Origin of the sequence: Micromonospora sp. KC721 (genome assembly GCF_004348355.1) — a bacterium.
Taxonomy (GTDB): domain Bacteria; phylum Actinomycetota; class Actinomycetes; order Mycobacteriales; family Micromonosporaceae; genus Micromonospora.
In genome coordinates, this window is record NZ_SMJY01000193.1 from 1 (window position 1) to 11,521 (window position 11,521).

Here is an 11,521-nt window from a genome sequence, read left to right on the forward strand (position 1 = left end):
CGGCCAGGACGCCCCCGCCCGAGCACGAGCCTAAGGCGGGTGGAGCGGCCGGGAAGACTCGACCTGCGAAGCCCGCGCCGGCCGTGCTGTTTCAGCCGCCCGCCCCCGAACAGGTCCCGCGAGCGGCCGAGGCGACCCCGTCGGCGGCAAGCACCAACCGGCCGGTGGGGACCACCAGCGACACCGACCCTTCGGTGTCGGGCGACGACGGGACGGAGTCGCCCGGCGCGGGCGTGGCGGCCGCAACCGCGACGCCGCGGAGCACCCCGAGGGCTCGGCGCGCCCCCGCCGCACGGAAGTCGACCACCGCGGCGGGTGGTGCGCCCGCGAGCGGCGGGGCAACTGCCGACGACGCAGTGACGGAGGCCTCGCCGGCCGGACAGGAAGCAGGCGCTCCCTCGCGGGCGGCGACTCCCGCCCCACGGAAGGCCAGGGCGGTGAAGAAGACCACCCCGGCTGCCGAGGCCACAGCAGCGAAGAAGGCCACGACGGTGAAGAAGGCCACCCCGACCGCGAAGGCCACAGCGGCGAAGGGTGCCGCCCGGAGGGCGGCCAACGCCACGAAACCGAACACCGATCCGGCCGGCGCCAGCGACGGCAACCACATCCCCGCCCAGGCCGGCACCACCGACAACGAGACCACGGTCGGCACCACCGACCAGGAAACCAGGATCGGGAAGAAGACCACCGCCGGCCGGACGAGCACCAGCGGGGCGGCATCAGCGAGGACGGCCATCCCTGCCCCGCAGCGACCGGCGGTTGCGGACGAACAGGCGTCGGGGCGTACGCCGGGGTGGGATCTGGCGGAGATCCGGACCCGGCTGGTGGATCATCCGGGTTTCGCGCCCGAGCTGCTCGCCCTGGCGGCCGTCGAGGGGATCGGACCGCGGGCCCGCGAGTGGGCGCGCGAGCTACGCGAGACGTACCCGGATGCGGATCCGGACGGGTTGGCCCGACTCGCCACCCGGCGGTTCGTCCGGGTGGCGGGGACGGGTGGGGCGGTCTCGACGCTGGCCGGCCTGCTCGCGCCGGCGGCCGAACTGGCGGCGGTGCTGTGGAGCCAGGCCGCGCTGGTGCTGCACCTGGCGGCGGCGTACGGCCGGGATCCGGCGGACGCCGAGCGGGCGGTGGAGCTGCTGGCGCTGATCCAGGTGCACCCGGACGTCGACAGCGCGCGGACGGCACTGGCGGCGGCGCGGGCGACGGACAAGCCCGGGCAACGGCCGTGGCCACGCGCGGCGGAGGCGGCCTGGCGGTTGGCGGCGCCGCTGGCCGCGCAGGCCGGCGGCTGGGTGGCTCTGCGGCTGGTGTCGCGGCTGTTGCCGGGGGCGGCGGTACTGGTCACGGCGGCCGGGGACGCCGCGGCGGCCCGGCGGCTGGCGGTGCGGGCGGTGGCCGCCTACCGGCCGGCGGGCCGGCGCGGGCCGGCCGCGTCGAGCCGGTCCGGGGTCATCTCCGCGAGCAGCCGGACGTCGCCAGGCGCGTGAGCGGGCCGAACGCCGCCATACCCGCGAGCGGGCCGGCTCAGAGCCAGCTGAGCCATTCCCTGGGGACCAGGGTGTAGCCGACGAAGGCGACCACGTCGAGCAGGGTGTGCGCGACGATCAACGGCATCACCCGCCGGGTACGCAGGTAGAAGAGGCTGAACACGACACCCATCACCGCGTTGCCGACGAAGGCCCCGAAGCCCTGGTAGAGGTGGTAGGAGGCGCGGAGCAGGGCGCTGGTCGCGATGATCGCGCCGAGCCGCCACTGCATCTGGCGCAGCCGGGTGACCAGGTACCCGACGACGATGACCTCTTCCAGCACGGCGTTCTGCGCGGCGGCGAGGATCAACACCGGGACCGCCCACCACATGTCGGGCAGGCCGGCGGGGACCAGCTTCGCGTTGACGCCGAGCTGCGCGGCCGCCCAGAACAGCGCCAGGCCGGGCAGGCCGATCAGCGCGGCGAGGCCGGCGCCACGGGCCAGGTCGGCCCCGGGCCGGCGCAGGTCCACCCCGAGGGTACGCACCGGGTCACCGGGGTCTCGGGCCAGCAGGTGTACGGCGAGCAGCACCGGCAGCAGCGCGAACACGATGCCGAGCAACTGGTACGTCAGGTCCAGCCAGGGTCGGGCCGACTGGGAGGTGTTGAGCGCGGCGGTCTGCTTCGACAGCCCGCCCTCGGCGGTCAGCTTCGCGATGATCGACACCGCGGCGTACACCGCCGACTGACCGAGGGAAAGGCCGAGGACCAGCAGGGTCTCGGTGCCGAGGACCTGGCGGGAGGTCGGACGGGTGAGCTCGTCGACGGTCACCGCACCACTGTGCCCGACGAGCCGGGCCGACCGCACCGGTCGCACAGTCTGTGCGACCGGTAGGCACGCTGCGTGGACATTCTATGCGGGCCCGATCCGCCGTCCGGAGGAGGAGCATCCCGTGCACGACTTCGCGCGCCTGCTGAAGGAGAGTTGGACCCTGGTCGAGGAGAATCGGGAGCGGCTGAGCGGGCACTTCTACGCCCGGCTGTTCCTCCTCGACCCGGAGCTGCGCAAACTCTTTCCGGTGGAGATGACCGGGCAGGGCGACCGGCTGTTGAACGCCATCGTCACCGCGACCCAGGTGGTGGACGATCCGGAGAGCTTCGAGGAGTATCTGCGCTCGCTCGGCCGGGACCACCGCAAGTACCACGTGGACAGGGCGCACTACGAGACGATGGGCGTCGCTTTGCTCGACGCGCTGCGCAGCACCGCCGGTGACAGCTGGAACCTGGAGTACGACCAGGCGTGGCGGGACGCCTACGGCGCGATCGCGGAGAAGATGCTCGCCGGCGCGGCGGCCGACGAGAACCCGCCGTACTGGCATGCCGAGGTGCTGACCCACGAGCGGTACGGGCCGGACACGGCGGTGCTGACCATCCGCGCCCTGCAGACCCCGCTGATCTGGAAGGCCGGTCAGTACGTCAGCGTGGAGGTGCCGCGGCACCTGCCCCGGGTGTGGCGGACGTACTCGGTGGCGAACGCCCCGAACGACGACAACCTGCTGGAGTTCCACGTGCGTACCCCGGCCGGGGCGGCCGGTTGGGTGTCAGGTGCGCTGGTCCGGCGGACGAAGCCGGGTGACCTGATCCGGGTGGCCGCGCCGATGGGGTCGATGACGCTGGACCGCGACTCGAACCGGGACATCCTCTGCGTGGCCGGCGGGGTCGGGCTGGCCCCGATCAAGGCGCTGGTGGAGGACCTGACGACCTGGAACCGGACCCGTTGGGTGCACGTCTTCTACGGCGCCCGGAACCGGGACGAACTGTACGGCCTGGCGGGGCTGGCGGACCTGGTGGCCGCTCACCCCTGGTTGTCGGTGACCCCGGCGTGCAGCGAGGACCCGGACTTCGACGGTGAGCAGGGCGACGTCTCCGAGGTGGTGACCCGGTACGGCCCGTGGACGTCGCACGACTGCTACGTCTCCGGCTCGGCTCCGATGGTCCGGGCCACCCTGCGGGCGCTCGCCGAGGACGAGGTCCCGCCCTCGCACATCCGGTACGACACCTTCGGCGCCGGATAGCGACTTTCCTCCCCCCGAAAACCGGGTCGCGTGCCCCCGCCCCCTGGGGCACGCGACCCGGTCCCCACACCGGCCCCTGGCGGCGTCCCTCCCGTGCCCCCACGTGGCACGCCGTCAGGGGCCGGTCCCCCGGTACTCCTCGACGGGGACCAGCGGCACGCCGGGTGCCATCCGGTCGGTGTAGAGCCGCCCCTCCAGGTGGTCCACCTCGTGGGCGACCAGGCGGGCCATCCCGTACGCGAACGAGGTGATGACGCGACCGCCGTCCCAGCGTGCGTGTTCGACGTCGATCCGCAACGGTCTGGGCACCAGCCCACGGTGGCCGGCGAAGGAGAGGCAGCCCTCGTACTGTTCGTCGCTGTCCGGGCTGGCGTCGATCACCCGGGGGTTGAGCAGTACGACCGGCGCGGCGGACCGGTCGGCGGGGCGGACCACGGCGGCAGCGCCGTCCACGCCGATCTGCGAGGCGGCCAGTCCCATGCCGGCGCTGAACGGTTGCAGTTCGTCGACCCGGTTCAGCAGGGCGATCAGTCGGTCCACCGTCTCCCGGGCAGCGGTGGCCTCCCGGGGCAGGTCGAACGGGCGGGCGGGGCGGCGCAGCAGCTCCGCGTCGCGGGGCAGTACGCCGAGGGCGCGCAGCCGGTCACCGGCCCGCAGGACGGCGGCCGCCCGTTCCACGTCGGCCGGTTCGCCCCGGAAGCGCCACTGCAGGCGGTAGCGGGCGTTCAGCGGCGGGTCGTCGATGGACCAGTCGAAGACCGCCCGGTCGGCGCGGTCGTGCCGGCGTACGGGTGTACGCAGTGGGCCCTCGTCGGCGGAGAGGGACGTTTCCACACCCCAGACCCGGGGGTCGAGTGCGGCCGGCAGGTCGAGTCGGACCGCGAGGTGCCGGGTGGGCAGCCGGACGGCGCGTTGGAACCAGAGCCCCCACTTCTCCCGCGCCACCTGGTACGAGTACTCGATTTCGGCGCGTTCGCCGGGGTGCAGCGGGAAGGGACCGTCGGCGTTCTCGAAGAGCAGCCAGATCTCCTTGTAGGCGTCTCGGTCGTGCTTGGCCCGCCAGTGCATCGGCTCCCGGTTGCCGCCGTCGTCCCGGTGGGCCCGTAGCCGCAACTCGGCGAAGGTGAGCGGGTGTTCGCGGTGGTGCCGGTTGGAGCGGCCGGGGTCGTCGGGCCAGCGGTCCACGGCGACCCGGACGAGGTGGCGGGTGACCGGTTCGGTGCCGACGTTGTGCAGTTGCCGGCGCACCAGGCAGCGGTAGCCGTCGTCGGTGTGGGTGAGGGTGGCGGTCTCCCGTTCGACGACCAGTCCGGTGCCCGGGGGGAGCCACTGCCCCGACGGTGGCAGCTCGCGGTGGGCGGGGGCGGCCTTGGCCTGACGGAGCTGGTCGTACTCGCGGAAGCGTTGCCAGATGGCGCCGCTGGCGTCGAGGACGGCTTCGGCGCGGCGCGCGAAGTCCTCGGTGGGACGGTGTCGGCACCCCTCCACGTGGCTGACGTATGACGGGTCGAAGCCCATCAGGGTGGCGAGCTGTTTCTTGGAGAGTCCCCGCCCCGTCCGGTGCCGGGCCAGTTCCGCGGCGAAGGACTCGGCAGCCCGCTCCAGGGGAGAGGTCGTCATCAGCTTCCTCACGGCCGGGACGACAAGTCTTCACTTTCGGTGGCTTCGACCGCAGCGAACTGGCACCAAGCCGACATTAATCTTGACATCGGACGAGTTTTCCTCATCGCCGATCGGGTAGTAGGCGGAGCCCGGGCCGGTCCGCCGTCAACGCCGCCGGCGGAGTGACCCGGGCCTCGCCGCCCAGGCACTGCGAGCCTTCCCAGAACACGAAACCATGGTTAGGCTAACCTTAGCCACGATGATGCTTCGGACCAGGGGGACGGGCCCAGTGACAGCGGTGATGCCGAGGGGAGACCTTGCCACGCCGCTGGCCCCGGTGACCGCCACGCTCCGCGCCATGTTCGGCACCGACGACCTGCCCGGGCTGGCACCGGGCCTGCTGGTCACCGACGAGACCGGATGGAGCCCGGCCAGCACGCTGGTCGACGGCGCCCGGATGCCCGAGTTCCTGGGTGCCGCGGCCCGCCGCTGGGGCGGCACCCCGCACGCGTGCGCGGCGCTGGCCTGGAAGTCCTACAGCTACTGGTTGGCCCTGCCGGTGGTGCTCGGCTGGGCCTCGGCCCGCCGCGTGCCGCTGCTCGAACCGGCCGACGTGCTCATCCACTTCGAGGACCAGCACCAACTGCTCACCATGGGCCTGCGGCGTACCACCCCCGTGGCCGTGCTCCCGCATGATCCGCTGGCGCTGGCCGGCCTTCCCGAGGTGCGGGTGGTCGCCGACGAGGCGGCGCTGCTCCGGGTGCTGCGCGCCGCCCTGCTCGACGCGCACCTGGCCCCGATGATCGCCGCGATCCAGGCGGAGGTCCGGGTGGGCGCCCGTACGCTGCTCGGCTCGGTCGCCTCCGGGATCGCGCACGGGCTCCTGCGCGCGGCAGACGCCCTGCCGGGTTCCTCGGTGAGGGCCGTCGAGACCATGCTGGCCGCGCTCGACCTGGCTGACCTGGTCGAACTGGTGCCGGGCCCGGGGGGCGAGCTGACGGTGCAGCGACGGACCTGCTGCCTGGCCTTCACCCTGCCGAGTCCGAAGGTCTGCCAGGGGTGCTGCGTCCGCTCCGTCTGACCTCCTCGGCCCACGGTCCCGCTTCCCGGGGCTCCGTCAGTCGATCAGCGGCCGGACGTCCCACAACCACACTCCGCCGGTGAAGGTCGGGGTGATCCCGGTCAGCGCGGTCATCGCGGTACGCAGCTGGTCGGCGTGCGGGTGCGGGCCGAGGACGACCACCCCGGTCCGCCAGTAGCGCAGGTCGGTGAGCGCGGTGGCCCGGTCCCGGGCGGCGATCGGCGGAATCTCCCCGGTCCGCGCGACGTGGCCGAAGAAGTTACTGGTCCGCCGGTACGGGGCGGTGAACAGGGCGGTGTTCGGCTCGGCCGACCACGGGCGGGTGTCGGGGTAGAGGAAGTAGCCCCGGGCCAGCGGCATCTCCAGCCGGGTCCGGGACGACCAGCGCAGCGGCTCGGTGTACGTGTTGTCGGGCAGCGGCAGGGTGACGACGCTGCGCCCACCGGCCACGTACGGCCGCCAGGCGCCGGAGGTGACGAAGGCCGGGACCGGGTCGGGGCGGTAGGCGGGCAGCGGAGTGGGCAGCAGCGGCAGCAACGCCATGGCCAGCACCGTGACCGTGGCGAACCGGAGCGGCCGTCGGGCGGTCGGATGCTCCCGGACCAGCCGGCGGACCCGCTCGGCACCGAGGGCGAGCAGCACACCGATGATCGGGGTGATCGCCAGCGACCAGCGGGTGGGTACCACCGAGTGCAGCAGCGGCAGGTTCTCCAGCGCCGCCCACGGTCCCGGCACGCCGGTGTTGCGGCCATTGAGCTGCACCTCCCGACCGAGTGACAGCACCGCGAAGAGCAGGGTGAGCACGGCCAGGCCGCGTACCAGCGCGCTGCGCCACAGCCAGCCGAACAGGGCGACGGTGAGCACGACCAACGGCCAGCCGAAGAAGGCGTTCTCCTCGGTGGGGTTCCGGGCCAGCGGGCCGACGGTACGGGCGTCGCCGGCCAGCGACTCGCGGGACCAGGCGACGAACGCGGCCAGGTCGGTGCGGTAGCCGCGGATCAACCGGGACAGCCCGTGGTACGAGCCGGGCCCGAAGAGCTGGACGTAGAGCGGGTACGCCAGCAGCACCGCGGCGAACGCGGCGGCGACCCCGAGCCCGGCGAGGAAGGTGCGCCATCGCCGGCGCAGCTCGGGCCGGCCGACGGCGAGGGAGACGACCACCACGCCGAGGGCGATCGCGGCCATCAGCAGGATCTCGAGGTTGAGGAACGCCTGCCAGACGACCAGCAGGCCGAGCAGGAGCCCGTTGCGCAGCCAGCGGCCCGGTTCGGCGAGGCGGAGGGTCCGCCAGGCCAGCAGCGGTACGACGAACTGGGCCACGATGTTCGGGTGGGCGTTGGCGTGCGACACCATGGCCGGGGCGAACGCGCAGAAGGCGGCTCCCAGCCAGGCGGGCCCACGGGATCGGGTCACCAGCCGGGAGAGGAAGAAGTACCAGCTCGCGCCGGTGGCGGCCAGCCCCAGGGTGAGGAAGATCAGGAACGACCACTGCGGCCCGAGTCCGACAGTGACCGGCGTCAACGGCAACGAAATGGACAATACCGACGTATTTGCCATCAAATTGACGCCGTCGGGCACGTTCATCCGATCCGAGGCGAACGGGTAGGCGAATTCGGTCAACACCCGCGCGCCGTGCGCCATCATCCACTCGAACTGCGGCTGGTCGGAGCGGTTGTCCCGCAGGGCGCTGCCGGGCCGCAACCACAGCCGCGCGGTCACCCAGAAGGCCCCCAGCACGAAGCTCAGCACGGCGGCCAGGTCCCACCGCCACCCCTCCCGCCAACCGGCGCCCCCCTTGCCGACCTCGGCGTTCGACACGCCGGACGGCTCAACCCGGCCCGATTCGGGAGTAGTCATGATATTTCGAAGCGTAGTCGGCCTATGGCGGTGACGTGACATGTTTCGGGGTACTGCCGTACTATGTGCCGGGTTCGCCGAACGTCGATCACGTACCACCCTCCCGACCACATTTCGGCCACCCACGGTGCCCCGTTTCCTCCGCGCAACATGCGGATGGTTCACTCAGTCGGTCCGGTGCGGATCGAGTCATACCGTGAGGAATCGACGCATGGCAGAAATCACTGGGGATCAGCGCGTCCAGTCAGAGGTGCTGGAGGGCCTGGCCACGGCGGTCAACCACCGTCGGTGGTTCGTCGAACTGGCGGTGCCCCACCTCGGTGACGATCCCATCGAAATCGGTAGCGGCCTCGGCGACTACGCGCTGGAGTGGTCCGAGCACGTACCCCGGTTCACCGCCACCGAGGCCGACCCAGACCGGCTGGTGCAGCTCAAGGAGCGCCTGGCCGACAAGCCCACCATCGAGGTACGGCAGATGCTGCTGCCACACCCCGGGGGCGGCGACCACAGCGCCGCCGTGTCGTACAACGTGCTGGAGCACATCGAGGACCACGTCGGCGCGCTGCGCAGCATGCGCGACCTGGTCCGGCCGGGCGGCAAGGTGATCATCATCGTGCCGGCGTTCCAGTTCGCCATGAGCCCGGCCGACATCGCCACCGGCCACGTGCGCCGCTACACGAAGAAGACCCTGGCCGCGGCGATGACCGAGGCGGGCCTGACGGTGGAGACCATCCACTACGCCAACGCACTCGGCCTCATCGGCTACTTCATGGCCACCAAGGTCTTCCGGCTGATGCCGAAGGAGGGCCCGATGGTCAAGGTCTACGACACCCTGGTGCTGCCCGCCACCAAGGCGGTCGAGCAGCGGGTACGCCCACCGTTCGGCCAGTCGGTCTTCGCCGTCGCCCGGGTGCCGGGCTGAGGTCCCCGCGACGGGGCCCCCGACGAGACGGAGGCCCCGTCCCGGTCACTGCTGGACCTGGTACGTCGGGCGGATGACCGCCCGGGCCAGGGTGTGGAAGGCCAGGTTGAAGCCGACGTAGGCCGGGCTGGCGTCCGGGCCGACGTTCAGTCGCTCCACGTCCACCGCGTGCACCGCGAAGACGTACCGGTGCGGGCGGTCGCCGGCCGGCGGGGCGGCACCACCGTAGCCGGTCTCGCCGTAGTCGTTGCGGACACTGAACGCACCGCCCAGGTCGGCCTCCTTCACCCCGGTCGGCAGCTCGGTCACCGACAGGGGCACGTCGACCAGCACCCAGTGCCAGAAACCGCTGCCGGTGGGCGCGTCCGGGTCGAAGCAGGTCACCACGAAACTCTGCGTACCGTCCGGGAAGTCAGACCAGGCCAGGTGCGGTGAGACGTTCTCACCACCGGCGCTGTCGTGCGCGTACCGCGCGTCCATCGGCTCACCGTTGCGCACGTCGTCGCTGGTCAGGGTGAACGACGGAACGGTCGGCAGCAGTTCGTACGGGTCCGGGGCGATCGGTCGTTCCAAACTCATCGAGGATCCTTCCGGTCGGCGTGATCTCCTTCGCCCTTCTTACCCCTCAGCAACCGTCGGCTGCACCGAAAGCACGCCGTGTCCGGGCCGCGATGGCGTGCTCCCGGTTGCGGACGATCAGCAAGGCGGAGGGTGTGGGATTCGAACCCACGAGGACGTTGCCGCCCTACCGGTTTTCAAGACCAGCGCCATCGGCCACTAGGCGAACCCTCCCGGACCGTCACCCGCGGGCGTACGGTCGGTGCCTAGTTTGCCACGCGCGGGTTCCGGCCGCGCGCAGGTACCACCCCCCCACTGAACGGGTGGCGCTGCGGCCGGGCCCGGCTACCACTGCGGCAACCCATCGTTTCGGTCCACAGTGGCTGCTCACACGCCCAGGCGGAATCCCGGGCCGGACGTGGCGGGGGCGCTGGATCGGGTAAGACTGGGCCATGCGCGCGATGACGATCCCGGAACCTGGTGGACCCGAGGCACTGGTCTGGGCGGAGGTGCCCGATCCGGAGCCCGGTCCCGGCGAGGTGGTGATGGCGGTACGCGCCAGCGCGGTGAACCGGGCCGACCTGCTCCAGCGGCAGGGCCACTACCCGCCGCCGCCGGGCGCTCCCGCGTACCCCGGTCTGGAGTGCTCCGGCGTGGTCGCCGCGCTCGGCCCGGGGGTGACCGGCTGGCAGGTCGGGCAGGAGGTCTGCGCGCTGCTGGCCGGCGGCGGGTACGCCGAGCGGGTGGCCGTGCCGGCCGGGCAACTGTTGCCGGTGCCGGTCGGGGTCGACCTGGTGGACGCGGCGGCGCTGCCGGAGGTGGCCTGCACGGTCTGGTCGAACGTGGTACGCCTGGCCGGGCTGGGCAAGGGCGAGACGCTGCTGGTGCACGGCGGAGGTAGCGGGATCGGCACGTTCGCGATCCAACTCGGCGCCGCGCTCGGCGCGACCGTGGTGGTGACCGCCCGCGCGGCGAAACACGAGCGGCTGCGTGAGTTGGGTGCCGCGCACACCGTCGACTACCGGGAGCAGGATTTCGTCGAGGAGGTTCGGCGGGTCACCGACGGCCGGGGCGCGGACGTCATCCTCGACATCATGGGCGCCTCCTACCTGGGGCGGAACGTGGCGGCGCTGGCCGACGGCGGGCGGCTGGTGGTGATCGGGTTGCAGGGCGGCCGAAAGGCCGAGTTGGACCTGGCCGCCCTGCTGGCGAAGCGGGCGTCGGTGTCGGCCACCGCGCTGCGCTCGCGTCCGGCCGACGACAAGGCGGAGATCGTACGCGGGGTGCGTGAGCAGGTCTGGCCGCTGGTGGAGTCGGGCACGATCCGGGCGGTCGTGGACCGGCGGCTGTCGATGACGGACGCGCCCGACGCACACCGGCTGATGGAGTCGAGCGACCACCTGGGCAAGATCCTGCTCACCCTCCCCTGACCACCCGCCTGAGGCGGGTGGTCAGGGGGACGGGCGGGGGAGGACGAGGCGGGCGCCGGGGCCCTCGCCGGCGAGCGAGTCGTCGGGGTTGTTGAGCTTGCAGCGCTGCAACGACAGGCAACCGCAGCCGATGCAGCTGTCCAGGTCGTCGCGGAGCTTGCCGAGCAGCCGGATCTTCTCGTCGAGCCGCTCCCGCCACGCCTGGGAGAGCGCGGTCCAGTCGTCCGGGGTGGGGGTCCGGGCGGCGGGCAGCGAGTCGAGCGCCTCGCGGATCTCCTCCAGCGGGATGCCGACCTGCTGGGAGATCCGTACGAACGCCACCCGGCGCAGTTCGGTACGGGCGTACCGGCGCTGGTTGCCGCCGGTACGCTCGGCGCGGATCAGGCCGAGCCGCTCGTAGTAGCGCAGGGCCGACGGGGCCACCCCGCTGCGGGCGGCGAGTTGTCCAATGGTGAGTGATTCGTGCATCAGTCGCCTTGAGTTGAAGTGAGCTTTAAGTTGCAGGCTAGCGGCATGACGCTCACCACCGC

Annotated in this window: 11 protein-coding genes and 1 tRNA gene; 5 read left to right on the top strand and 7 right to left on the bottom strand. The window is 72.3% G+C overall.

Going from position 1 to position 11,521, the window contains the following annotated elements; all coding sequences use genetic code 11:
- Nucleotides 1-91: 91 nt before the first annotated feature.
- The gene (locus tag E1182_RS25040) at nucleotides 92-736 is read right to left on the bottom strand and encodes a hypothetical protein (protein ID WP_165942708.1); all 645 of its coding nucleotides are present in this window, start codon (nucleotides 734-736) and stop codon (nucleotides 92-94) included.
- Nucleotides 737-824: 88 nt separating this feature from the next.
- Here E1182_RS25040 and E1182_RS25045 point away from each other — a divergent pair, with 88 nt between their 5' ends.
- Nucleotides 825-1,487: an EcsC family protein gene (locus E1182_RS25045; protein WP_165942709.1), complete on the top strand. Its 663-nt coding sequence runs from the start codon at nucleotides 825-827 to the stop codon at nucleotides 1,485-1,487.
- A gap of 37 nt (nucleotides 1,488-1,524) precedes the next feature.
- On the opposite strand, the gene E1182_RS25050 is transcribed toward E1182_RS25045, so the two are convergent.
- Nucleotides 1,525-2,298 (bottom strand): CPBP family intramembrane glutamic endopeptidase, encoded by a 774-nt coding sequence (locus E1182_RS25050; protein ID WP_132269652.1) that lies wholly within the window; start codon nucleotides 2,296-2,298, stop codon nucleotides 1,525-1,527.
- Between the two features lie 121 nt (nucleotides 2,299-2,419).
- On the opposite strand from E1182_RS25050, the gene E1182_RS25055 reads away from it, so the two are divergent.
- Entirely contained in the window at nucleotides 2,420-3,541 is a 1,122-nt protein-coding gene (locus E1182_RS25055) for a globin domain-containing protein (protein WP_132269655.1), read from the top strand.
- Between the two features lie 114 nt (nucleotides 3,542-3,655).
- Here the strand turns inward: E1182_RS25055 and E1182_RS25060 are convergent, their stop codons facing one another.
- The gene (locus tag E1182_RS25060; protein ID WP_132269657.1) at nucleotides 3,656-5,161 is read right to left on the bottom strand and encodes a peptide deformylase; all 1,506 of its coding nucleotides are present in this window, start codon (nucleotides 5,159-5,161) and stop codon (nucleotides 3,656-3,658) included.
- Between the two features lie 283 nt (nucleotides 5,162-5,444).
- Between E1182_RS25060 and E1182_RS25065 the strand changes: the two genes are divergently transcribed.
- Nucleotides 5,445-6,224, top strand: coding sequence for an IucA/IucC family C-terminal-domain containing protein (locus E1182_RS25065; RefSeq protein WP_132269660.1), 780 nt, complete (start codon nucleotides 5,445-5,447; stop codon nucleotides 6,222-6,224).
- A 36-nt stretch (nucleotides 6,225-6,260) separates the two neighbouring features.
- On the opposite strand, the gene E1182_RS25070 is transcribed toward E1182_RS25065, so the two are convergent.
- Nucleotides 6,261-8,081, bottom strand: a complete 1,821-nt coding sequence (locus tag E1182_RS25070; protein ID WP_243706409.1) for a hypothetical protein — start codon at nucleotides 8,079-8,081, stop codon at nucleotides 6,261-6,263.
- A gap of 211 nt (nucleotides 8,082-8,292) precedes the next feature.
- Here E1182_RS25070 and E1182_RS25075 point away from each other — a divergent pair, with 211 nt between their 5' ends.
- Nucleotides 8,293-9,003 carry a class I SAM-dependent methyltransferase gene (locus tag E1182_RS25075; RefSeq protein ID WP_132269663.1) on the top strand — a complete coding sequence of 237 codons (711 nt, stop codon included), beginning with the start codon at nucleotides 8,293-8,295 and terminating at the stop codon, nucleotides 9,001-9,003.
- Nucleotides 9,004-9,048: 45 nt separating this feature from the next.
- Here the strand turns inward: E1182_RS25075 and E1182_RS25080 are convergent, their stop codons facing one another.
- Nucleotides 9,049-9,582 carry a YbhB/YbcL family Raf kinase inhibitor-like protein gene (locus tag E1182_RS25080; RefSeq protein ID WP_132269665.1) on the bottom strand — a complete coding sequence of 178 codons (534 nt, stop codon included), beginning with the start codon at nucleotides 9,580-9,582 and terminating at the stop codon, nucleotides 9,049-9,051.
- A 126-nt stretch (nucleotides 9,583-9,708) separates the two neighbouring features.
- Nucleotides 9,709-9,795 (bottom strand) — tRNA-Ser (locus E1182_RS25085).
- 218 nt (nucleotides 9,796-10,013) lie between these two features.
- Between E1182_RS25085 and E1182_RS25090 the strand changes: the two genes are divergently transcribed.
- Nucleotides 10,014-10,991 carry an NAD(P)H-quinone oxidoreductase gene (locus E1182_RS25090; RefSeq protein ID WP_132269667.1) on the top strand — a complete coding sequence of 326 codons (978 nt, stop codon included), beginning with the start codon at nucleotides 10,014-10,016 and terminating at the stop codon, nucleotides 10,989-10,991.
- 21 nt (nucleotides 10,992-11,012) lie between these two features.
- Here E1182_RS25090 and soxR read toward each other — a convergent pair whose 3' ends face one another.
- Nucleotides 11,013-11,459, bottom strand: coding sequence for a redox-sensitive transcriptional activator SoxR (soxR, locus tag E1182_RS25095; RefSeq protein ID WP_132269669.1), 447 nt, complete (start codon nucleotides 11,457-11,459; stop codon nucleotides 11,013-11,015).
- Nucleotides 11,460-11,521: the final 62 nt, after the last annotated feature.